This is a genomic window from Pseudoduganella sp. R-34, assembly GCF_049904655.1.
Classification (GTDB): domain Bacteria; phylum Pseudomonadota; class Gammaproteobacteria; order Burkholderiales; family Burkholderiaceae_D; genus Rugamonas.
In genome coordinates, this window is record NZ_CP184572.1 from 574,415 (window position 1) to 597,154 (window position 22,740).

At 64.1% G+C, this 22,740-nt stretch carries 20 protein-coding genes; 14 read left to right on the forward strand and 6 right to left on the reverse strand.

What is annotated here, in order from left to right:
- The first annotated feature begins 1 nt into the window (after position 1).
- The 5 genes from ACN9MW_RS02720 to ACN9MW_RS02740 are packed head-to-tail and all read left to right on the forward strand — an operon-like array spanning position 2 to position 5,992.
- The gene (locus ACN9MW_RS02720; protein WP_426172103.1) at positions 2 to 1,216 is read left to right on the forward strand and encodes a TIGR04063 family PEP-CTERM/XrtA system glycosyltransferase; all 1,215 of its coding nucleotides are present in this window, start codon (positions 2 to 4) and stop codon (positions 1,214 to 1,216) included.
- On the forward strand, positions 1,213 to 2,358 hold the full coding sequence (locus ACN9MW_RS02725; RefSeq protein WP_426167335.1) for a glycosyltransferase family 4 protein: 1,146 nt from the start codon (positions 1,213 to 1,215) through the stop codon (positions 2,356 to 2,358). Before ACN9MW_RS02720 ends, ACN9MW_RS02725 begins: the two co-directional genes overlap by 4 nt.
- Positions 2,355 to 3,725: a phenylacetate--CoA ligase family protein gene (locus tag ACN9MW_RS02730; protein ID WP_426167337.1), complete on the forward strand. Its 1,371-nt coding sequence runs from the start codon at positions 2,355 to 2,357 to the stop codon at positions 3,723 to 3,725. Before ACN9MW_RS02725 ends, ACN9MW_RS02730 begins: the two co-directional genes overlap by 4 nt.
- A gap of 13 nt (positions 3,726 to 3,738) precedes the next feature.
- Positions 3,739 to 5,031, forward strand: a complete 1,293-nt coding sequence (locus ACN9MW_RS02735) for a putative O-glycosylation ligase, exosortase A system-associated (protein WP_426167339.1) — start codon at positions 3,739 to 3,741, stop codon at positions 5,029 to 5,031.
- Positions 5,021 to 5,992 (forward strand): polysaccharide deacetylase family protein, encoded by a 972-nt coding sequence (locus ACN9MW_RS02740; protein ID WP_426167341.1) that lies wholly within the window; start codon positions 5,021 to 5,023, stop codon positions 5,990 to 5,992. The genes ACN9MW_RS02735 and ACN9MW_RS02740 overlap by 11 nt, the downstream gene beginning before the upstream one ends.
- Here the strand turns inward: ACN9MW_RS02740 and ACN9MW_RS02745 are convergent.
- Positions 5,989 to 6,306, reverse strand: coding sequence for a hypothetical protein (locus ACN9MW_RS02745; protein WP_426167343.1), 318 nt, complete (start codon positions 6,304 to 6,306; stop codon positions 5,989 to 5,991). The two genes, ACN9MW_RS02740 and ACN9MW_RS02745, sit on opposite strands and share 4 nt — an antisense overlap.
- 62 nt (positions 6,307 to 6,368) lie before the next feature.
- Between ACN9MW_RS02745 and ACN9MW_RS02750 the strand changes: the two genes are divergently transcribed.
- Positions 6,369 to 6,626: a MoaD/ThiS family protein gene (locus tag ACN9MW_RS02750; protein ID WP_426167345.1), complete on the forward strand. Its 258-nt coding sequence runs from the start codon at positions 6,369 to 6,371 to the stop codon at positions 6,624 to 6,626.
- A 1-nt stretch (position 6,627) separates the two neighbouring features.
- Entirely contained in the window at positions 6,628 to 7,716 is a 1,089-nt protein-coding gene (locus ACN9MW_RS02755; RefSeq protein ID WP_426167347.1) for a WD40/YVTN/BNR-like repeat-containing protein, read from the forward strand.
- Here the strand turns inward: ACN9MW_RS02755 and ACN9MW_RS02760 are convergent.
- The gene (locus ACN9MW_RS02760; protein WP_426167349.1) at positions 7,709 to 8,320 is read right to left on the reverse strand and encodes a TetR/AcrR family transcriptional regulator; all 612 of its coding nucleotides are present in this window, start codon (positions 8,318 to 8,320) and stop codon (positions 7,709 to 7,711) included. The two genes, ACN9MW_RS02755 and ACN9MW_RS02760, sit on opposite strands and share 8 nt — an antisense overlap.
- A 115-nt stretch (positions 8,321 to 8,435) precedes the next feature.
- Between ACN9MW_RS02760 and ACN9MW_RS02765 the strand changes: the two genes are divergently transcribed.
- Together ACN9MW_RS02765 and ACN9MW_RS02770 are read left to right on the forward strand one after the other, a co-directional pair.
- Positions 8,436 to 9,431, forward strand: a complete 996-nt coding sequence (locus ACN9MW_RS02765; RefSeq protein ID WP_426172104.1) for an MBL fold metallo-hydrolase — start codon at positions 8,436 to 8,438, stop codon at positions 9,429 to 9,431.
- 96 nt (positions 9,432 to 9,527) lie between these two features.
- Positions 9,528 to 10,547 (forward strand): TonB family protein, encoded by a 1,020-nt coding sequence (locus ACN9MW_RS02770; RefSeq protein ID WP_426167351.1) that lies wholly within the window; start codon positions 9,528 to 9,530, stop codon positions 10,545 to 10,547.
- 42 nt (positions 10,548 to 10,589) lie between these two features.
- On the opposite strand, the gene ACN9MW_RS02775 is transcribed toward ACN9MW_RS02770, so the two are convergent.
- Entirely contained in the window at positions 10,590 to 10,907 is a 318-nt protein-coding gene (locus ACN9MW_RS02775) for a hypothetical protein (protein WP_426167353.1), read from the reverse strand.
- Between the two features lie 166 nt (positions 10,908 to 11,073).
- Positions 11,074 to 13,530, reverse strand: coding sequence for a TonB-dependent receptor (locus ACN9MW_RS02780; protein WP_426167355.1), 2,457 nt, complete (start codon positions 13,528 to 13,530; stop codon positions 11,074 to 11,076).
- A 139-nt stretch (positions 13,531 to 13,669) separates the two neighbouring features.
- On the opposite strand from ACN9MW_RS02780, the gene ACN9MW_RS02785 reads away from it, so the two are divergent.
- Genes ACN9MW_RS02785 through ACN9MW_RS02805 form a run of 5 tightly spaced genes read left to right on the forward strand, consistent with a single transcriptional unit; the run spans position 13,670 to position 19,915 of the window.
- Positions 13,670 to 14,647, forward strand: coding sequence for a LacI family DNA-binding transcriptional regulator (locus tag ACN9MW_RS02785; protein WP_426167357.1), 978 nt, complete (start codon positions 13,670 to 13,672; stop codon positions 14,645 to 14,647).
- A 51-nt stretch (positions 14,648 to 14,698) separates the two neighbouring features.
- Complete coding sequence (locus ACN9MW_RS02790) at positions 14,699 to 17,011, forward strand: glycoside hydrolase family 65 protein (RefSeq protein WP_426167359.1); 2,313 nt, start codon at positions 14,699 to 14,701, stop codon at positions 17,009 to 17,011.
- Positions 17,008 to 17,679, forward strand: a complete 672-nt coding sequence (gene pgmB / locus ACN9MW_RS02795; RefSeq protein WP_426167361.1) for a beta-phosphoglucomutase — start codon at positions 17,008 to 17,010, stop codon at positions 17,677 to 17,679. The genes ACN9MW_RS02790 and pgmB overlap by 4 nt, the downstream gene beginning before the upstream one ends.
- On the forward strand, positions 17,643 to 18,905 hold the full coding sequence (locus ACN9MW_RS02800) for an MFS transporter (protein ID WP_426167363.1): 1,263 nt from the start codon (positions 17,643 to 17,645) through the stop codon (positions 18,903 to 18,905). The genes pgmB and ACN9MW_RS02800 overlap by 37 nt, the downstream gene beginning before the upstream one ends.
- Positions 18,902 to 19,915, forward strand: coding sequence for a substrate-binding domain-containing protein (locus tag ACN9MW_RS02805; RefSeq protein WP_426167365.1), 1,014 nt, complete (start codon positions 18,902 to 18,904; stop codon positions 19,913 to 19,915). Before ACN9MW_RS02800 ends, ACN9MW_RS02805 begins: the two co-directional genes overlap by 4 nt.
- On the opposite strand, the gene ACN9MW_RS02810 is transcribed toward ACN9MW_RS02805, so the two are convergent.
- On the reverse strand, positions 19,827 to 20,915 hold the full coding sequence (locus ACN9MW_RS02810) for a glycosyltransferase family 2 protein (RefSeq protein WP_426167367.1): 1,089 nt from the start codon (positions 20,913 to 20,915) through the stop codon (positions 19,827 to 19,829). The genes ACN9MW_RS02805 and ACN9MW_RS02810 overlap by 89 nt on opposite strands.
- The gene (locus tag ACN9MW_RS02815) at positions 20,888 to 22,720 is read right to left on the reverse strand and encodes a GtrA family protein (RefSeq protein WP_426167369.1); all 1,833 of its coding nucleotides are present in this window, start codon (positions 22,718 to 22,720) and stop codon (positions 20,888 to 20,890) included. The genes ACN9MW_RS02810 and ACN9MW_RS02815 overlap by 28 nt, the downstream gene beginning before the upstream one ends.
- Positions 22,721 to 22,740 lie beyond the last annotated feature (20 nt).

The following is a 22,740-nucleotide window of genomic DNA, read 5'->3' on the forward strand; positions in this document are numbered from 1 at the left end:
TATCCGTATCCTGCACGTGCTGGACCATTCGATCCCGCTGCACAGCGGCTATACCTTCCGCACGCGTTCCATTTTGCAGGCCCAGCGCGCGCGCGGCTGGCAGACCTTCCATATCACCAGCCCGAAACAGGGCGCAAGCGGCGCGCCGCGCGAGACGGTCGACGGCCTGGAGTTCTACCGCACGCCGCCGGCCAGCGGGCCGCTGGCGCAACTGCCGGTGCTGAACCAGGTGGCGGTGATCAACGCCCTGGCGGCACGCCTGCTGGAAGTGGCGCAGGAAGTGAAGCCCGACGTGCTGCACGCGCATTCGCCGGCGCTGAATGCGGTGGCCGCGCTGCGCGTGGGCCGCAAGCTCGGCATTCCTGTCGTGTACGAGATCCGCGCCTTCTGGGAAGACGCCGCGGTCGACCACGGCACCAGCAAGGAGTGGGGCTTGCGCTACCGCCTGACGCGCGCTATGGAAACCTGGGCCCTGCAACGCGTCGACGCCGCCACCACGATTTGCGAAGGCTTGCGCAGCGAGATCATCGGGCGCGGCATCCCGGCCAAGAAAATCGAAGTGATCCCGAACGCCGTCGATATCGGCGACTTCTCGGTCGGCGGCGCGCGCGACGAAGCGCTGGCGCGGCAACTGGGCCTGGAAGGCAAGACCGTGCTGGGCTTCATCGGGTCCTTCTATGCCTACGAGGGACTGGACATCCTGCTCAACGCCCTGCCGGCCATGCTGGCGCAGCGCCAGGAGATCCGCGTGCTGCTGGTCGGCGGCGGGCCGCAGGACGCCGCGCTGCGCGCACAGGCCCAGGCGCTCGGCATCGGCGACAAGGTGGTCTTCACCGGCCGCGTGCCGCACAGCGAAGTGCAGCGCTACTACAACCTGGTGGACGTGCTGTGCTACCCGCGCCACAAGATGCGCCTGACCGACCTGGTGACGCCGCTCAAGCCGCTGGAAGCCATGGCGCAGGGCCGCCTGATGGTGGCCTCGGACGTGGGCGGCCACAAGGAACTGATCGACGACGGCCGCACCGGCGTGCTGTTTACCGCCGGCGACGCCGCATCGTTGTCGCAGCAGGTGCTGGCGTTGCTGGAAGCGCCGCAGACATGGCAGGAGTTCCGCCAGTCGGGGCGCCGCTTTGTGGAGGAAGAACGCAACTGGACCGCCAGCGTGGCGCGCTACCGCAACGTGTACGGCAGCATCACGGAGAAAGCACTGGCATGAACGCGCCGCAGCAAGCATTCGCCGCCGTGCCGCGCGCCGAGGAGGCGCCGGAAGTGCAACGCATTGCCCTGGTCGGGCCGCTGCCGCCGCCTTCCGGCGGCATGGCCAACCAAGCCTTGCAGCTGGCCGGCTTGCTGCGCGAGGCCGGCATCGCGGTCGACTTCGTCCAGACCAACGCGCCGTACCGCCCGGCCTGGGCCGGCAAGGTGCGCGGCGTGCGCGCCCTGTTCCGCATGCTGCCGTATGTGGCAAACCTGTGGCGCGCCGCCGGGCGCGTGCAGGTGTTCCATGTGATGGCCAATTCCGGCTGGTCCTGGCACCTGTTTGCCGCGCCGGCGATCTGGATCGCGCACCTGCGCGGCACGCCGGTGGTGGTCAATTACCGCGGCGGCGAGGCTGCCAACTTCCTCAAGCAGGCTGCGGCCTGGATGCGCCCCAGCCTGCGCCGCTGCGCCGCCCTGGCCGTGCCGTCGGGCTTCCTGGCGCACGTCTTCGGCCAGCACGGCATCGATTCCGTGGTGGTGCCCAATATCGTCAACCTGGAGCGCTTTGCCGCCGACGCGGCGCCGCGCGCGCGCGGCGCCTTGCGCCTGCTGGTGGCGCGCAACCTGGAAGACATCTACGACAACGCCAGCGCGCTGCGCGCTTTCGCCGTCATCCGGCAAACACATCCCGAGGCCACGCTCACGGTGGCCGGTTCCGGCCCGCTGCGCGGCGAACTTGAACAACTGGCCCAGGGACTGGGCGTGGCGCACGCTGTCCGCTTTACCGGCCGCGTCGATACCGCCGACATGCCGGGCCTGTACCGCAATGCCGACATCATGCTGAATCCCAGCCTGGTCGACAACATGCCCAATTCCGTGCTGGAAGCCCTGGCCAGCGGCGCCCTGGTGGTCAGCACCAACGTCGGCGGCGTGCCCTACGTGGTGGAAGACGGCAAGACCGCGCTGCTGGTGCCGCCGGCCAATCCTGCCGCCATGGCGCAAGCCGTGCTGCGCCTGGCCGAACAACCGGCGCTGGCCGAGGCGTTGCGCAGCGCCGGGCGCGCCAGCGTGGCGCAATATGACTGGTCCAGCGTCAAGCCGCGCCTGCTGGATGTTTACCGCCAGGCCCTGGCAAGCAAAGGAGGGCGCCGCCCATGATGTACACCGCCCTGGTTTCCGGCGTGCTGTTCCCGCTGCATGAAAAGCTCAAGAAGCACAGCAGCGTGGCCGTGCGCCGCCATATGGAGCAGACCCAGTACTGGCCGCCGGCCCGGCTGCAGGAACTGCAGATTGAACGCTTGCGCGCCCTGCTGCTGCGCGCCCAGCAGCAGGTGCCGTATTACCGCGCAGCCTTTGCCCGCATCGGCTTCGATGCCGCGCGCGACTTCAAAGGCGTGGCGGACCTGGTGCGCCTGCCGCTGCTGGACAAGGCAACGATCCGCGAAAACATCGAAACGCTGAAAGCCGACGATGCCCGGAACCTGGTGCGCTACAACACCGGCGGCTCCACCGGTGCGCCGCTGACCTTCTTCGTCGGGCGCCACCGCGTCAGCCACGACGTGGCCGCCAAGTGGCGCGCCACGCGCTGGTGGAATGTCGATATCGGCGACCGCGAGATCGTGATCTGGGGCTCGCCCATCGAATTGAGCGCGCAGGACCGCGTGCGCATGGTGCGCGACACCCTGATGCGCACCGAATTGATGTCGGCTTTCGCCACCACCGAAGCGGGACTGGACGGCCACGTGGAACGCATCCGCCAGCGCAGGCCGAAGATGCTGTTCGGCTATCCGACCGTGCTGGCGCGCATTGCCTCGCATGCCGAAGACAAGGGCATCCGGCTCGACAAGCTGGGCATCCGCGTTGCCTTCGTCACTTCCGAATGCCTGTACCCCTCGCAGCGCGAGCAGATCGAGCGCGTGTTCGGCTGCCCGGTGGCCAATGGCTACGGCGGCCGCGACTCCGGCTTCATCGCCCACCAGTGCCCGGGCGGCAAGCTGCACATCACCAGCGAAGACATCGTGATCGAGGTGCTGGACCCGGAAGGCCGGCAACTGCCCCCCGGCGAATCGGGCGAGATCGTGGTGACGCATTTGCAGTCGGGCGATTTCCCCTTCATCCGCTACCGCACCGGCGACGTCGGCGCGCTGGACACCGAGCCATGCAGCTGCGGCCGCACCTTGCCGGTGCTCAAGGAAATCCACGGCCGCACCACCGACTTCCTGATCAACCAGGACGGCACCCTGATCCACAGCGCCGCGCTGGCCTACATCATGCGCGACCTGCCGGCGGTGCGCGCCTTCAAGGTGATCCAGGAAACGCTGGACTGGACCCGCGTGCAGATCGTGTACGACGGCCTGTTCGACGACAAGGCGCGGCAGGCGGTCGAAGCCGGCTTCCATGCGCGCATGGGCAAGCAGGTGAAGATCGACGTGGAACTGGTGCCGGAAATCCTGCCGGAAAAAAGCGGCAAATACCGCTATTGCGTGACCAAGCTGGAGACCCCATGGAACGCCTTGACCAAGTAAGCCGGGAGGCGCCATGCGCGACATAGTCATTACCCTGATCGTATTCGGCTCGCTGCCGTTCGTTTTCAAGCGCCCCTTTTATGGCGCCGTGCTGTGGATCTGGATCAGCGTGATGAACCCGCACACACAGAGCTGGGGCTGGGCGCAAAGTATGCCGTTCGCCGCCATCATCGCGGGGACCACGGTGCTGGCAATGTTGGCCAGGCCGAAGGACGTCAAATTCCCGAATACCGCCCTGACCTGGATCCTGGTGGCGTTCACGGGCTGGATGTGCCTGACGACCCTGTTTGCCATCGGCCCGGAAAACCCGCTGCCGCTGCTGAACAAGGTCGTCAAGATCATGCTCATGACCCTGGTCGTAGCCATGCTGGTGCGCACCCGCAGGGACATTGAAATGGTGGTGTGGGCCATCGTGGTCTCGCTGGGCTTCTATGGCGTGAAGGGCGGCCTGTTTACCATCCGCAGCGCCGGCGCCTACCGCGTGTGGGGACCGACCGGCACCTTCATCGAAGGCAATAACGAGATCGCGCTGGCCCTGATCATGGTGGTGCCGCTGATGCTGTTCCTGGGCGGCCTGATCACCGGCAAATGGGGCAAACGCGCCATGTGGGCTGCAGCCGGATTGTGCGTGCTGGCCGCCCTGGGCTCCTATTCCCGCGGCGCGGCAGTAGCGCTGGCAGCCATGCTCGGCTTCCTCTGGCTGAAGAGCCAGGAAAAGTTGAAGCTGGGCGCATTGATGGTGGTGCTGGCGCCGCTGGCGCTGGTGTTCATGCCGGAACAATGGCACAGCCGGATCGATACCATCAACACTTACGAGCAGGACAGCTCGGCGATGGGCCGCATCAATGCCTGGAAGATGGCCATCAACCTGGCCAACGACCATCCGCTGTTTGGCGGCGGCTACCAGATCTACAACAAGTTCATCTTCCAGCTCTACGCACCGAATCCGGACGATATCCACGCCGCCCACAGCATCTATTTCCAGGTGCTGGGTGAACACGGCTATGTCGGCCTGGCGCTCTTCCTGCTGTTGTATCTCGTGGTCTGGCGCAACGGGACCTGGGTGATCAGGCACGCCGGCGAGCTGCCTGAACTGGAATGGACCATCCGGCTGGTGCGCATGCTGCAGGTGAGCCTGATCGGCTTCATGGTCGGCGGCGCCTTCCTCAGCCTGGCCTATTTCGACGTGCCTTACTACATCATGGTGATCATGGTGGCGACCCGCCTGCTGGTGCAGAAAACCTTGAAAGAACAGGTGGCGCAAGCGCCCGCCGCGCTTGAAAAGGAGGCGGAAAGTGTGGCTTAAGCGGCAACTGGAACGGGGCGCCTTGTCGCTGCTGTCCGGCGGCGGCAGGCGTGCGCCGGCCATCCTGATTTACCACCGCGTGCTGCCGGCGCAGGACCCGCTGTTCCCGGGCGAGGTGCATCGCGAGCAGTTCGAGCGCCAGCTTTGCTGGCTCAAGTCGCGCTTCAATGTGCTGCCGCTGCTGGATGCGGTGCGGCTGGCCGCCGAGGGCAGGCTGCCCGCGCGCAGCGCCTGCATCACCTTTGATGACGGGTATGCCGACAACGCCGACGTGGCGCTGCCGCTGCTGCAGAAGCATGGCTTGCATGCGAGCTTCTTTATTGCCACCGGCTTCCTCGATGGCGGCCGCATGTGGAACGATACCGTGATCGAAGCCGTGCGGCGCGCGCCGGGCGAGGTGTTCGATGCCAGCGCGCTCGGCCTGGGACGCCACGCCATCGATAGCTGGGAGGCGCGCCGCAGTACCATCGGCGCCCTGATCGGCCAGCTCAAATACCTGCCGCTGGAACAGCGCCTGCAGCAGGTCGGCAAGGTGGCCGCCCTGTCCGGCGCAGAGCTGCCGCGCGACCTGATGATGAGCGGCGCGCAGTTGCGCAAGATGCATGCGGCCGGCATGGCCATCGGCGGCCACACGGTCAACCACCCGATCCTGGCGCGCCTGCCGGCCGCGGAGGCGCGGCGGGAAATCGCGCAGGGCAGGGCGGCGCTGGAAGCGGCGCTCGATGCGCCGGTGCGCGCGTTCGCCTACCCGAACGGCAAGCCGGGCCAGGACTACCTGCCCGAGCATGTCGCCATGGTGCGCGAGATGGGCTTTGAGGTTGCCGTGTCGACCTCGTGGGGCACCAGCCGCGGCGAAACGGACTGGTACCAGCTGCCGCGCTTCACGCCGTGGGACCAGGGCATCGGCAAGTTCGGCCTGCGCCTGGCGCGCAATATGCTGCAGCCGGCAGAACGCGTCTAACCGGCGTCGCCGTCGCCCTTGCGCAGGCGCGACAGCAGGGCCGCCGCCTGGTCATTGAGCGGCAGACCGTGGCGCCTGAGCAGCTGCACGTGCAGCACCAGGTTCTCCAGCACCAGCTTGGCCGCCACCGCCAGCAAGGTCAGGCGGCGGTCTTCTTCGCTGAAGCTTTCCATGGTGTCGGCCATTTCGCACAAATGGTTGGCGACCAGTTCGCGCAATTCCTGCTCATCGAACGGCAGGTCGGCAAAATCGATCGGGTCTTCCTGCTCCACTTCGTGCATCAACTGCTCGAGTTCCCGCGGGGTGATGCCCATGTGTGGCTCCGGTTATGCACACGCGTTTATTGTAGGCCAAAGCACGCTAGAATAGCTTTCCCATGGCCCAGATCATCTTTACCCAGCAGTTGGCGCGCTTCCTGCCGGTTCCGACGTTGGAAACCCAGGCGGGCACGTTGCGCGCAGCGCTGGACGGGGCCTTTGCCGCAAATCCGCGCCTGGGGGCCTACGTCTTGGACGAACAGGGCCGCCTGCGTGCCAACGTCGTGGTGTTCATCGACGGCAAGCGCAGTGAGCTCGACGAGCCGCTGCGCAGTGATTCCAGGATCTACGTGCTGCAAGCCCTATCGGGAGGATGACATGGCAGACCGCGCTTTTATTGCAAGCCGCAAGGGCTTGTTCGAGCTGGCTTACCGCAATGGCGCATGGGCGCTGGAGGAAGACAAGTCCTTCTTCGGCGACCCGGTATCGATGGTGCTGTACGACGCGCGCGATGGCGCCACGTATGCTTGCCTGAACCTGGGGCACTTCGGCGCCAAGCTTCACCGGCGCGATGCCGGCAGCGCGCAGTGGCAGGAAATCGCAGTGCCGGCCTATCCGCCCAAGCCGCAGGACAGTAGCGACAAGGTCGACTGGACCCTGAAGCAGATCTGGTCGCTCGAAGCAGGCGGCCCGGACCAGCCCGGGGTGCTGTGGGCCGGCACCTTGCCCGGCGGCCTGTTCCGTTCCGGCGACCGCGGCGAAAGCTGGCAACTGGTGGAAGCGCTGTGGCAAGTGCCGGAGCGCGCGCAATGGTTTGGCGGCGGCTACGACGTGCCGGGCATCCACAGCATTTGCGTCGACCCGCGCGACAGCAATGCAGTGCTGGTCGGCGTATCGTGCGGCGGCGCCTGGCTGACGCGCGACGGCGGCGCGAGCTGGCAGCTGCGCACCCAGGGCATGGCTGCGCGCTACATGCCGCCCGAGATGCAGGATGCCGGCGCGGTGCAGGACCCGCATCGCATCGTGCGCTGTACAGCCGAGCCGGACGTGCTGTGGTGCCAGCACCATAACGGCATCTGGCAGTCGCGCAATAACGCGGAGAGCTGGGAAGAAGTTACGGCGCCGCTGTCGAGCTTCGGCTTTGCGGTGGCGGTGCATCCGCGCGACGGCAGGACCGCCTGGTTCGTGCCGGCCGTGGCCGACCAGCAGCGGGTGCCGGTGGAAGCGGCGCTGGCGGTCAACCGCACTGCCGACGGCGGCGCCAGTTTCAGCACCCTGCGCAGCGGGCTGCCGCAGGAACATTGCTATGACCTGGTGTACCGCCACGGGCTGGCGGTGGCGGACGATGGCAAGACCTTGCTGATGGCCTCGACCACCGGCGGGGCCTGGCTGTCGACCAACGGCGGCGAGCACTGGCAAACCATTTCCACCACGCTGCCGCCGGTGTACGCGGTACGCTTCAATTAAGGCCGTAATAGGACAGGAACATTTCGACGGTGGCGGTGATGACCGCCTCCTGTTCCTGCGGCGTCAGCGGCGCCTTGCCCATCGCCACTTGCGGCCAGAGGGCGAACGACTTCAACTGGCCTTGCAGCATGTGCGACATGAAGGCCGGATCGCCCGCCTTCAGCACCTTGTCTTCCTGCGCCGCGCGCAGGAAGCTGGCCACGCCTTCTTCCTTCTTGCCCAGTTTGGTCATCATGTCGCCGGCGCGCTGCGGCGCGTGGATGGCTTCCGCAATGGCCACGCGCACCAGGTCGAGGAAGTAGTCGTCGCGCAGCATGGCCATTTTCTGGCGCATCAGTTCGAGCAATTGCGGCTTGAGCGGCTTGCCTTGCTGGTAGCCGATGGCATTCAGGGCGGCACTGCAATCCCACAGTTCCTGCAGGATCTGCTCGAACAGCTCGTCCTTGCTGGCGAAGTGGTTGTAGACCGTGCGTTTGGAAACGCCGGCCTCGGCCGCGACGCGGTCCATGCTGGTGGCTTCGAAACCGCGCGCACGGAATTCGGCGATGGCGGCCGTGATGATGGCGGCGCGCTTGCGGTCGGTGAGTTTGTCGGGTTGGTTCATAAAGAATATTTTACACCGGGTAGTTTACTTTTCCCAAAACAGAAACTACACTGTGTAGTGTAACTCTTCTGAACTGAACATGAAACGAACCCTGCTGATTGGAGCGATCTTCATCATGACTTGCCTTGCATATAACGCCGCTGATTCTCGCCCTGCATACCGCAATGACGCGCCGCGCCAGCAGCCGGGTTTCCTGAAAATGCTCAAGGTGCTGTGGGACTTCACCTTCAACAAACCGGCCGATACCGTGCCGGCGCAAGCCTTGCCAGTGCGAGCGCTCACTAGCCAGCAGCTGCTGGCAGCGCCTGACAACAGCCTGTTCCGCCTGGGGCATTCGAGCATCCTGTTGAAGCTCAACGGCGAGTTCTGGCTGACCGATCCGGTGTTTTCCAAGCGCGCCTCGCCAGTGCAGTGGGCTGGTCCGGCCCGCTTCCACGCGCCGCCGATCAGCATTGCCGAACTGCCGCCGATCAAGGGCGTAATCCTGTCGCACAACCATTACGACCACCTCGATTACGCCGCCATCCGCGAACTCGAAGCGAAGACCGAATACTTCCTGGCGCCGTTGGGCGTGGGCGACACCCTGGTGTCCTGGGGTGTTCCTGCGGCCAAGGTGCAGCAACTGGGCTGGTGGCAGTCGGCCACGGCCGGCAGCCTGAAGCTCACCGCCACCCCGGCCCAGCATTTTTCCGGACGCACGCTGTGGGACAGCAACAAGACCCTGTGGGCCTCGTGGGTGATCGAGAGCGGCAGCCTGAAAGTGTTTTTCAGTGGCGATACCGGCTACTTCAAGGGCTTCCGCGAGATTGGCGAGCGCTTTGGCCCCTTCGACCTGACGCTGATGGAAACCGGCGCCTACGACCCGAACTGGCCGGACATCCACATGCAGCCGAAGGAAACCATGCAGGCCCACATCGACCTGCGCGGCAAGGTCATGCTGCCGATCCACAACGGCACCTTCGACCTGGCCATGCATAGCTGGGACGACCCGTTCGAACAGATCACGGCCCTGGCCGCCGCCCGCGGCCAAACCCTGGCGACGCCGATGATCGGCGAAGCCCTCGCTATCGCCCAACCGCAGGCCACCGGCGCCTGGTGGAGGATGCCATGAAACCCTACCAGCAGTTTTTGAGAATGTGGCCCATTCCGCAGCAAGCGGAGTCGTGTTACAGTGAGGAAAATGTTAACCTCATGACAAGTGACTACCATGACCTTACTGAAAGTCTTGCCAGCCCTGCTGGCCAGTCTGGCTATTCTTCCTGCCCAGGCGGAAGGGGTCGGACGTATCGACCGGAGCGTCACGAAGCAGATCTCCGCTGACCTGAAGACTTGCGCCAAACCCGAATGGCCGAAGGAAGCACTGCGCAAGGAGCAAGGCGGGACGGTCATCCTGGCCTTCCTGATTGGCCTGGACGGCAAGGTGCTGGAATCGCGCGTTGAAAAGTCGAGTGGCCATGTCCAGCTGGACCTGGCGGCGCAGGATGGGCTGGCCAAGTGCGCATTCACGCCGCCTGAGAGCGTAGGCCGCACTGAACCGACCTGGACCAAGATGCAGTATGTCTGGACCATCGAGCCCAAAAAGACGCCCGCACAACTGCAAGCCATCTTCGAAAAGGACAAAGCCTTGGCGCTGCAAGGCGACGCTGAAGCCATGTACCGCCTGAGTGTGGCCTATGCAACTGGCCAGGCTACCGAACGCAATAAAGACGAAGCCATGCGCTGGCTGCGCCAGTCCGCCGAACACGGTTTTTCCCTCGCCCAAGAGGGCTTGGGCAATGTGCTGATGATGGGGAAGCAAACAGAACGGCTTCCCGACGAAGGCTGGGCCTGGATCGAGAAAGCTGCTGCCCAGGGCCGCGCCAGCGCGCAAATGACCTTGGGCATGTCGCTGCTGATCGGGCGGGGCAGGGAGCAAGACCTGGCGCGCGGGCGCGAACTGCTGGAAAAATCCGGCGCCCAGGGCAACGCCATGGCCATGGCCGTGCTGGGGACATGGCTGCTGCGTGAAGGCGGTGAGCCGCAGCAGGGCCTGAAGCTGATTGAGGAAGCAGCCGATAAACAGGACCGCATGGCGCAGTTTACCTTGGGCGAGGCGCTGGAAAAGGGCGAGCTACTGCCCCAGGACAACGCTCGCGCCCTGGAGTTGTACCGGCGCTCAGCGGCGGGGGGCTACCGGCCGGCAGTCACTGCACTGGCTCGCCTGCAGCCGCAGGCCCAAAAAAATTGATCAGCTTGTTGCACGCCAGGGCGAGGCTGCGCCCGGGCATGCTCACGCTTGAACATTGATCAGCTTGCCGATCGCCTGGCCGAGGGTATTGACGGTCGGGGGCGTGGGCAGCACGCCGGCTGGGATGCGTTGCCCGATGGCGTAATCAAGGCGAGGCGCTCGCAGCGTTGGCGCTGCCTCGGCTTGGGCGCGTGAGCTGTCCTGTTGTGCCCTGGAGAGGGATTGGGTGTCGAGTTGCAGCTGGGAGCGGCTGGCGTCCAGGCGGTCCTGGTCCCGGGCCACCTGGTCGCGATCGAACTGGACCTTGCGTTCGGCAAAGGCCAAGGCTGTCTGCAGAGCGTTGATGGAGTTCAGGGACACCACAAGTCTACCTTGATAGAGACCTTTCATTCAGGCATCTTGGTCAGCTTAGGCGAAAAGGTGGGCGAATACTAGAGCTCGCTTTGCAAGGGAAAAAAAGGGCGCCGCAGCCTTGGAAAATCCTGCGACGCCCGGAGGGGAACTGGGACTAAGGGGGGGTACGGCATCAGAAACGGTAGGCCAACGACAGCTCCCAGCTGCGGCCGAACAGTGGGCGGGCATTGATCGGGCCGCTGCCGCCCGTGGTCAGGCGCGAGTTGCCTTCGGTCAGGCCAAGTTCGTTGGTGATGTTATTGCCGCTCAGGCGGATTTCGATCTTGTCGCCGATGGTGAACAGTGCGCCCAGGTCTACCGTCTTGTACGAAGGCAGGTATTGCAGGTTGGACTGGTCGGCCCAACGGTCGCCGACATAGGTGTACGTGCCGTACAGCTTGAGCGAATTGTTCTCTCCCATCGCGATGCGGTAGGTAGGCGTGAAGCGGTATTGCAGCTTCGGCTGGCGCTGCACCAGCTTGCCTTCGGTCAGCGGGTTGTCCTTGTACTTCGAATCCTGCCAGTTGCCGGACAGGCTCAGCGACAGGTCGCGGATCGGGCGTACCGCCAGCTCCACTTCCACGCCGTCGCCCTTGGAACCGGACACCGAATTCAGGATGGTGCCATTGGACAGGATCTGCTGGAAGGCGATGCCTTCGAAATCGGTGTGGAAGTAATTGATGTAGGCGCTGTACAGCTGGCCCGCAGTCTTGAAGCCTACCTCGTATTGCTTGATCTTCGGCGTCGGCAGGAAGCTGCGGTCGTCGACCTTGGCCTGGGTGCCGGCATTGCGCAAGTCGTCGAAGGCGATGAAGGTGTGGCCCATATTGGCGCGGGCGAACACGCTCATGTCCTTGGCCAGCTTGTAGTTGCCGCCGACGGTGAAGCTGTTGGCGGAGTCGGTGCGGTTCAGCGCCGTGTTGGAGCCGGTCGGCATCGAGGTATTGTTGTTGTAGACGGTCAGCGGATTGTTGTCGGTGTCGCCCGTGGCCAGGTTGGAGATCGTTGCGTCAAGCTTCTGGCGCTCGCGGCGCACGCCGCCGTCGATCTTGATCTTGTCGTTGACCTTCCACTCGTTGGCGATGAACAGCGCGGTATTGCTGCCGTCATAGGAAGCGACCGGGGCGTAGAACACGCTGCCATCCTTGCCGTTGTTGGACACGATGACGCCGTTGTCCAGCTTGACGTTGATCAGGCGCGCATTCGGTACGGCCGTCATCAGGTGGCTGCTGCCCAGGTACCACACGTCGTCCGACGAGTAGTTGGCAAAGTAGCCGCCCACGGTCAGGGTGTTGTCCTTGATCCATTCCTTGCTGACGCGGATTTCGTCAGTGAAGGATTTCAACTTCTTTTCGACTGCCCACAGGCCGGCCTGCACCACTTGCTGGTTGGCCGCGACAGGCGTGCCATCGAGGTAGGTAGCCGTGGCGGTGGCGCCGCCAGTCGCGGCCAGGGCCGCCGTGTTGTAAGCCGACATCGACAAGGGGTTGTTACCGGTGAACATGGCAATGGTGTTCAGGTCGCCGTCGAAGTGGTTGAACTTGTTGGAGACGTTCCAGCCATTGAAGTCCTGCTCGAACTCCATGCCCAGCACGGTGGATTTCAGGCCGCGGCCGTCGCCCAGGTCGTAATTCAAGGTCTTGCCCGGCGCGGCTTCCACGGTGAAACGGCGCATTTCGTTGCTCATCAAGGTGCCTTTGAGCGGATCGAAACCGGGGAATTCGGTGATGGTGCGGCCTTCATCGCTGGAAATCAGCGGCACGCCGGTATAGAAGGCATTCTTGTCGTCGGTGCGGCGCACGTAGAAGGTCGCTTCGCCCTGGTCCAGCTTGCGGGTCAGGGTGGCGGTAACCTGGCCGCCGTCATCGGACGGGAAGCCGGAATCGCGCACGCCGTGGGTGTTGCGGTAGAAGCCGCCGATGGTGCCGTACCAGCCATCGGAGATCTTGCCGCCGTAGAAGACGTCAATGCGGCGCAGCTCGCCGGTGCCGGTGGTGAAGCGCACCGAGCCTTCCGGTGCGTCGCCGCCCTTTTTCAGGATGAAGTTCATGGTGGCGCCCGGCTGGCCGCTGGAGAAGATGGTGCTCGGGCCGCCGCGCAGCACTTCCACGCGTTCGATGGTATCGTCCAGGCGGAAGGCCGAGGAGCCCTCGAAGAAGGACAGGGTGGACACCGGATACAGCGGATTGCCCTGCATTTGCACCGAGACGAAAGGCGAATCGGAGCCGGAGGGGAAGCCGCGCACCTGGATGTTGGCGCCGGACTGGCCGCCGGTCGATTCGGCAAACGCGCCCGGCACCAGCTTCATGACGTCGGCGGTGCTGATCGGAGCCGCTTGCTTGAGCTGTTCTTCCGAGGCGGTGGTGATGGAGAAGGCCGAGTCCAGCTTGCGCACGCCGCGGGCCGACGCCACGCCGGTCACGACCACTTGCTGGATTTCTTTCTGGACGGCGGCGTCTGCCGCAGCCGGGGCTGGCGCGGCTTCCGCCGTGGCTGGCTGGCCTTCCTGTTCCGCGGCCTGGGCCTGGCCGATCAAGGTCAGTACAGCGATGGAAATGGACGATAACAGGAACTTCCGATGGTTTTTCATACGTGTCTCTTCTTTCGTTTTATGTGATTCGGCTTCCAAGGCCTGACCATTGAATCAAGAAATGATATCGATGTCAATCGAAATGTTATCGATGTCATTTTGTTGTTGCAGGGTTTGGAAATCTGTCATAATGCCCCGCATGGCTGTCAATAAAACTATGGAAGACCTCGCCAAGCTGGCAGGGGTTTCAAAAATTACCGTGTCGCGCGCCCTGCGTGGCAGTCCCCTTGTGACGGAAGAAACGCGGGAGAAAGTGCGCCAGATCGCGGAAGCCCAGGGCTACCGCCTGAACGTGAGCGCACGCAACCTGCGCATGGGGCGTTCATACTCGGTGGCAGTGGTGGTGGAAATGACGCCCGAGAAGGGCCGGCCCATGTCCGACCCTTACCCGCTGGAATTGCTGGGCGGGATCACGCAGGAGCTGACGACAGCCGGCTACAGCGTGGTGCTGACCTCGCGCCAGCTGCTGGATACCGCCCCGGTGCAAGGCGCCGACGGCTTGATCCTGCTGGGCCAGGGTTCGCATGGCGAAGCGGTGACCGCGCTCAAAAAGCGCAGCCAGCCGCTGGTGGTGTGGGGCGCGCCAGGGGCGGGCTCCGATACCGTGGTGGTCGGCAGCGACAACCGCAAGGGCGGCATCAGTGTCGCCCAGCGCTTCATCGAACTGGGGCGCAAGAAGGTGTTGTTCCTTGGCGACGTGGACCACGCCGAGGTGCAGGAACGCTGCGCGGGCTTTATTGACGCGCTGGGAGGGCAGGGTAGCGTGCACATCATGCGGCCGAAGGCGTTTACCTTCGAAGCCGGCTTTGATTGCCTGGACTCCCTGCTGAAGAAGAAGGGCTTGTCGTTCGACGGCGTGTTTGCCGCCAGCGACTTGCTGGCGATGGGCGCGATCCGTGCACTGGCCGAGCGCGAAGTGCGCGTGCCGGAGCAGGTATCGGTCATCGGCTATGACGATACGCCGGGCGCAGTGAGCTTCGTGCCGCCGCTGTCCAGCGTGCACCAGTACCTGCGCGATGGCGGCGTGCTGTTGGCGAAGAAGATGCTGGACCTGCTGGAGGGGCGTCCCGTGGCTTCCGAAACCCTGCCGACCGCGCTGATCGTCCGCGCCACGTAAAAATTTTTTATACCGTTTCCAAACCGGTTTGAACGAAACAGAAGGATGAAGATGCAGCACACTTTCCCCCTCGATGCCTGGGGCATCCGCGAAACGTCCTTCGATGCGGCGTCGAATTTCCTGGATGAGACCCTGTTCGCGCTAGGCAACGGCTACATCGGCCTGCGCGGCACGCCGGAAGAAGGCTATGCGGGCCCGGCCGGCACTTCGCTGGACGGCAGCTACCTGAACGGTTTCTATGAATCGGAACCGATCCACTACCCCGAAAATGCCTATGGCCTGGCGCGCAACAACCAGTTCATGCTGAACGTGCCAAACGCCAAGGGCATTGCGCTGTGGCTCGGCGAGGAGCGTTTCGACCTGCTGCAGGGCAGTGTCGAAAGCTATGAGCGCCGCCTCGACTTCCGCACCGGCTTGCTGGAGCGCGATGTGCTCTGGCAGGCGCCTTCCGGCCGCCGCGTGCAGCTGCGCAGCCGCCGCCTGGTCAGCTTCGCCAGCAAGCACCTGTTCGCCATCGAATTCACGGTGACGCCGCTTGGTTTCGACGGCGCCGTGCGGCTCGAATGCACGATCGACGGTCTGGTGCGCAACCTGGAGGCGGGTGACGATCCGCGGGTAGGCTCCGCCACGACCGGTCCGGCGCTGGCGCTGGCCGGCACCGAGCTGGCGCCGCACTTCGCGGCCCTGCAGCAGCGCACCCACAACAGCGGTTTCACGCTGGTGTCGGCCGCCGCGCAGGTGCTCGATGCGCCGCATTCGTTCGCGCAGCGCGCCGAGGGTTCGCGCCTTGTGCAGTCGTACACCGTCGATGCGCGCGACGGCCAGGCCGTGCGGCTGGTGAAGTACGGCTGCTATGTCAGCTCGCGCGATTACGCGGCAGACGAATTGCTGGCACGTGCGCGCGCCGAACTGGAAGCGGCGCGTGGCCTGGGCTTCGATAAGCTCGCCGCGCAGCAGGAAGCCTACCTGGCCGAGTTCTGGGCGCAGGCGGACGTGGAAGTGGCGGGCGACGACGCGCTCCAGCAAGGCATCCGTTTCAACCAGTTCCACTTGCTGCAATCGGTGGGCCGCGACGGCAAGACCAATATCTCCGCCAAGGGCGTGACCGGCGAGGGCTACGAAGGCCACTATTTCTGGGACACGGAGATCTACATCTTCCCCTTCTTCCTGTACAACAAGCCGGAGATCGCGCGCAAGCTGCTGGAGTACCGCTACGCCGGCTTGCCCGCCGCACGCGAACGCGCGCGCCAGATGTCGCACGCCAAGGGTGCGTTGTACCCGTGGCGCACCATCGCTGGCGAGGAATGCTCCGCTTACTTCCCGGCCGGCACAGCGCAGTACCACATCAACGCCGACGTTGCCTACTCCATCAAGCAGTACATGGATGCCACCGGCGACGATGCCTACCTGCTGCAATACGGCGCCGAGATCCTGCTTGAAACCGCGCGCATCTGGCTCGGCATCGGCAGCTATAACCGTGGCGGCGCCTTCGTGATCAACGAAGTGACCGGGCCCGACGAATACACGGCGCTGGTGAACAATAACTACTACACCAACGCGATGGCGAAGCTGCACCTGCAATTTGCCGCCTCGGCGGCCGAGCGCATCGCACGCGAATACCCGCAGGACTGGGCGCGCATTGCCGCCGCCGTTGCGCTGGATGACGGCGAGCTTGAAGCATTCCGCAGCGCTGCCGCTGCGATGCTGCTGCCCTATGACGCGGCCCTTGGCATCCACCCGCAGGATGACAGTTTCCTCGACAAGAAGGTGTGGGACTTCGCCGGTACGCCAGCCGAAAAATATCCCCTGCTGCTCCATTACCACCCGATGGTGATCTACCGCCACCAGGTCTGCAAGCAGGCCGACGTGGTGCTGGCGCTGCTGCTGCTCAGCGAACAATTCACGCTGGAAGACAAGAAGCGCGACTTCGATTACTACGAAGCGGTGACGACGCACGATTCCTCGCTGTCGTCCTGCATTTTCAGCATCATCGCCTCCGAAGTGGGCTACGAAGGCAAGGCCTACGACTACTTCATGGAAACCGCCCGGCTCGACCTGGATAACACCCATGGCAATACGCACTACGGCGTGCACACGGCCGCCATGGCCGGAACCTGGCTGGGCGTGGCTTACGGCTTCGGCGGCATGCGCGTGGTGGACGGCAAGGTGCGCTTTGCGCCGACATTGCCCAAACAGTGGCAGCATTACCAGTTCCGCATCCACCTGCACGGCAGCTTGCTGCAAGTGCGCGTCAGCCCGAGCGGCACGCAATACACGCTGTTGCGCGGCGAGTCGCTGGTTTTCCAGCACCGCGGCGCGCCCGTTACCGTTACACCGGCTGCGCCGGTACAGGAGCTTGCATGAAAGCCGTTATCTTCGACCTCGATGGCGTGATCACCGATACCGCCCACTATCACTTCCTCGCCTGGCAAAGACTTGCGCAGTCGCAGGACGTGCATTTCGACGAAGCCTTCAACGAGAACCTGAAGGGCATCGACCGCATGGGTTCGCTCGAGCTGATACTGGCTGGCGCGCCCCGCAGCTACAGCGACGCGGAGAAACTGGCGCTGGCCGACACCAAGAACGAGCATTACAGGACGCTGATCGCGGAAATGTCGCCCGCCGACCTGTTGCCCGGCGCGGTGGATGCGCTGGACTGGTGCCGCGCGCAAGGCTTGAAGGTGGGCCTTGCGTCGGTCAGCAAGAACGCCTTCACGGTGCTGGAAAGCCTCGGCATCACCGAGAAATTCGACTATGTCGTAGACGCGGCGACGATCGCGCGCGGCAAACCCGATCCCGAAATCTTCCTGCGCGCCGCGTCGGAACTGGGCGTAGACCCGGCCGATTGCGTTGGCGTGGAGGACGCCGTTGCCGGCGTGACCGCGATCAAGGCGGCCGGCATGTTCGCCATTGGCGTTGGTCAGGCGGCCACGCTGTGGCAGGCGGACACCGTGATCCCGGGACTGGAACAATTCAAGAATATCATGGAGACACTATGCAAAACCGGCGCATCACCTGGGTCCTGTTCCTGATCTATTTCACGTTCGCCATACTGTTGAACAGTGTTGGCACGGTGATCCTGCAGGTCATCGGCAACTACGGCGTCAGCAAGTCCGCCGCCAGCGTGCTGGAAGGCTTCAAGGACTTGCCAATCGCCGTGGTGTCCTTCCTGGTGGCGAGCTTCCTGCCGCGCATCGGGTACAAGAAGGCCATGCTGGCCGGGCTTGCCATCGTCACGGGAGCTTGCCTGTCCATGCCGCTGTTGCCTTCCTTCCTCACTACCAAAATGCTGTTCCTGTGCGTCGGCATATCCTTCGCGCTGGTGAAAGTGTCGGTCTACTCCACCCTCGGCCTGGTAGCCGCCGACCGCCGCCAGCATGCGGGCATCATGAATACGCTGGAAGGCTTCTTCATGGTCGGGGTGCTGTGCGCTTACTGGGTGTTCAGCTTTTTCATCGACTCGGACGACCCGAGCTCGCAAAGCTGGCTGCATGTGTATTGGGTGCTAGCCGCCCTGTGCGTGCTCACCTTCGTGCTGCTGCTGGCGACACCTTTCGACGAGAGGCTGGCCGCGCCACCGGAAGCGCGCAGCCTGCCGCAGGAATTTGCGGCGATGCTCAAGCTGTTCTTCAAGCCGTTGGTGTGCGTTTTCGTGCTGACGGCCTTCCTGTACGTGCTGATCGAGCAGAGCGTGGGCACCTGGCTGCCGACCTTCAACAACGAGATCCTGCATCTCCCGGCTGCGATGAGTGTGCAGGTCACAAGCATCTTCGCCGCCTGCCTGGCCGCAGGGCGCCTGTCGGCTGGCGTCCTGATGCGCCGCATGAACTGGTACCCGGTGATGAACGCCTGCCTGCTCGGCATGGGCGCGGTGGTCTTGATTGCGCTGCCGATGACGCACGACGTGGTCGTTGCGCAGGGCGCAGGATGGGGCGACGCGCCGCTCGCGGCCTTCCTGTTCCCCCTGATCGGGCTTTTCATGGCGCCGGTCTACCCGGGCATCAATTCCGTGATGCTCAGCTCCCTGCCCAAGCACCAGCATTCTGCGATGACCGGCCTGCTGGTGATATTCTCTGCGCTGGGCGGCACCACCGGCTCGCTGATCACCGGCTATGTGTTCGGCGCCTTCAGCGGCCATTTCGCGTTCTACCTGACGCTGGTGCCGATTGCGATCGTGCTGGTCACGCTGTACTTCTTCAAGCGTGCGGTCGATGGCAGCGACGGTGGACTGGAGGCACCGGCTATAATTTCGCGATGAACCTGAAGAGCCTCGCCGACAAACTCGGCATGTCGAAGACTACCGTCAGCCGCGCGCTGAACGGCTATCCCGAAGTCAGCGAGTTGACGCGCGAGCGCGTGCTGCGCGCGGCGCGGGAGTCGGGCTACGAAGCCAATCCGATGGCGCGCAGCCTGGCCGTTGGCCGCAGCAACGTGCTTGGCACAATCTATCCGCTGCTGCCGGCCGACCTGGGCGACGCCATGTTCCTCGAGGTGGTGGGCGGGATGTCGGAAGCTCTTGAGCAAAAGCGCATGAACTTCATCATCGCGCCCGTGTCGCCAGCGAACGAAATGCCGTCCTACGAGCAAATGGTGCGCGGCCGCCGCCTCGACGGCTTGGTGGTCAGCCGCACGCTGGTGCACGACGAGCGCATCGCCTTTCTCGCCAAGGCCGGCTTCCCCTTCATCGCCCACGGCCGAACGCAACTTGACGCGCCGTACGCATGGTTCGACTACGATAACGAGGCCGGCATCCGCATGGCGCTCGAGCGCTTGCTGTCGCTGGGTCACCAGCGCATCGCCATGGTCAGCGCACCGCTGGCGATGAATTTCTCAGCGCAACGCCGCGCCAGCTTCCTCGCCACCTTGTCCGGCGCCGGCTTGGCCGCCGATCCGCGCCACCTGGTCGATGATTGCATCGACCGCCGCGCCGGTTATGCGGCCGTACAGGCACTGCTGGCAACGACGCCGCGCCCAAGCGCCATCGTGGTCGACAACCACCTTGCCGGTGTAGGCGCCGTGCGCGCCCTGCTCGACGCCGGCATCGCGATCGGCCAGGAGATCTCGCTGATCGTCTGGGGCAGCATGGCCGACACGCTGGCAGATATCGACGTCACCACCATCGACCAGCCCAATGCCCGCGCCGCCGGCGCGAAAATGGCCGAAATGCTGTTGGCGCGGGTCAATGGCGAGCCAGCCGGCGCGCTGCAGGTGTTGTGGCAGCCGGCGTTGACGGCCGGCGCCACGGCCGGCCCGCTGTGCCGATCTTGACCGTGTTTTTGCTGGCGTCGCCGACCAGGCCCGAGGCGTGCCAGCGATTGACCAGGTAGAGCGGGCGTGCCTTGACCTCGTCAAAGATGCGGCCAAGGTATTCGCCGATGACTCCGATGGCCACCAGCTGGATGCCGCCCAGGAACAGCATTACCGCCATCAGCGAAGGGTAGCCTTTGACTTCATCGCCGAACGCCAGCGCTTTCCACACGACGAATACCGCATATGCCAGCGCCATGATTGCGACACCCAGTCCAACATAGGTGGCCACCTTGAGCGGCGCTACTGTGAACGAAGTAATTCCTTCCAGCGCGAAATTCCAGAGGTTCCAGTAGTTCCATTTGGTCGTGCCGGCAGCGCGCGGCGCCCTGCGGTAGTACAGCGGATGCGAGGAGAAGCCGACCCAGGCAAACAGGCCTTTCATGAAACGGTGTACCTCGCGCAGGCGCTTCATTTCCTGGACCACGCGGCGCGACATGAGGCGGAAGTCTCCGGTGTCGGTCGGAATCGCGACGCGGCTGAGACGGCGGATCAACTTGTAAAAGGCCTTGGCGGTAGCTCGTTTCAGCCAGCTTTCGCCATCGCGCCTGGTGCGTACGCCGTAGACTACATCGTAGCCCCTGCGCCAGATGTCGAGCATGTCCGGGATCAGGGCGGGCGGGTCCTGCAAGTCTGCATCGAGCACCACGACCACATCGCCATTGGTATGGTCCAAGCCGGCGCTCAAAGCGATCTCCTTGCCGAAGTTGCGCGACAGGTCGACGATGGCGACGTGCGGATCCGCCTCGCGCAATTGCTGCATCAGCAGCAACGTCTTGTCGCGGCTGCCGTCGTTCACCAGCACTATTTCGTAATCAGCGCCAAGCTGCACCATGACTTCCGTTACGCGTCGATGGAATTCCCCAAGCACTTCCTCTTCGTTATAGGCAGGCGCAACGATGGAAATGCTGGGCATGCCGGCAGGGCGTGGGGTCAGGTCCTGGTGGGTTGGAATATCCATGATTTGCTCGCTTGGTAGTTAATCAGGAGGATGAGTGCCGTGGCGAATACCTGCGCCAGCAGGTAATGCCAGCCTGCCGCATGGAGCAGCCCGACGATCAAGCCATTCAGGAAAATGCCGACGGCTGCCATCATCAGGAAGCGCGGCAGGGCTTCGCGATGCGGCCGTGTGCTACGGAAGTTGAAACGCCGGTTCAGTTGATAGTTGCAAAGCGCACCGGCGGTGGCGCCGGCCATGGCTGCCAACCCGCTATTCGTCCCGAAGCCCTGTACCAGGCCCACAAGCAGCAGGTAATGCAATCCTGTGCCCACGGCGCCAATGACGGCGTAACGGGCCAGCATCAACATCTCGCGCAACATACTGCGCGTGCTGTCGGACTGGTGGATGCCGGCCTGGCTTGCACGTACCAGTTGGGCGGCGCCGAAGATCGCCAGCAAGGCCAGCGGCGGGACATGGTATTTGCTGCTGCTTTCAAACACGCTATGCAGAACGAAGAAATAGGCATAGCCCAGCACCAGGGTCGAATGCAAAGCGGCGTCACCGGGACCGGCGCCGCGCAACGATAGCGCCAGCAAGCAGGCCCACAACCCATACCAGAAAGCATTGGCGGCCAGTTTCGCCACCAGGTAGGTACGGTTGCTGCCCCCGCCACTGCGCACCGTGACGTACTGCCCGAATGAATCGTCGCCGAGAAACAGTTTTTGTTTGACAGGTATCAGGCCGACAAACGCAGCGGGATGGCTGCTGATCCATTCCTTTGCCAATTGCAGGCCGGTGCGGTTGCGTTCGAGTTCGCCGAGATTGTCGAGCTCCACTTCGCCGCGCCTGGTATAGCCGCCCGTCGCGAGTGGATTGTTGGCGCGGTACAGGTTGTCGCCACCGTTCGACGTGATCAGCAGGAATTCACCGAACACTCGCGTATTGCGCGCACTCCACGGGGCGATCACAAGCGCCATGCCAAGGACCAGCGTAGCCAGCGCTGCGAGGACGGCGCGCCATGGGCGGCGCTGCAGCAATTCATAGCACAGCAGGACAGCCGGGAAGAACATGGTGGATGGCTGGGCCAGGGCGGAAAAGCCGAGTGCCAGGCCTGCCGCGATGCGCGGCAACGGACCCGCCGACCGGTGCGTGTACAGAAAGAGCACCAGCGGCAGCAGGAAGACCAGCAGGTTTTCTTTCTCGGCCGTCACCGCGCAGGCCAGGTAGTTGGGCCAGACGGCCAGCAGGAAGGCAGCCAGGCGCGCCGCCTGCTGGCCGGCCGCGCAGCTTGCCAATCTCCACACGAGCAGGCTGGCAAGCAGGTATAGCGTCAGGTTGCTCAGCAGGACGATGGTGGCGGCCGGCAGCGGCAAGTGCAGCCAAGCGGCCAGGAAGAGCGGATAGCCAGGCGGCCAGAATGCATGCGAGTTGGCGATGAAATACGGCTCACCGGCAGCGAGCTGCTGCCCCAGTTTCAGGTAAACCGCTCCATCAGACACCGTGGTTGCGGGGAAGACCATGGCCCAGGCAAGGCGCAAGACAATGCCGCATGCCACGATGGCGAGCAAGCTGCTGCGCGGGCTGAACTTGTCGGTGGCTGCAAGTAGCGTGTGCAAGCCATGTGCGAGGTGTGCGCGGAAAAAAAATGCGGTTGCCCCGGCTGCGCTGCCAATCGCGAGGCAACCCAGCAGCGCAACGCTGCCCAGCGGCCCGGCGACTTGCTCCCAGGCGATTGCGGGAGTCGCGAGCAGTACGCCGCATGCCATCACGTAGAACAGGAGACGGGACAAGACAGCAAGTCCGGCAGCAATGGGCGGGGCAGGCATCGCGACCTCCGGTGCGTAGA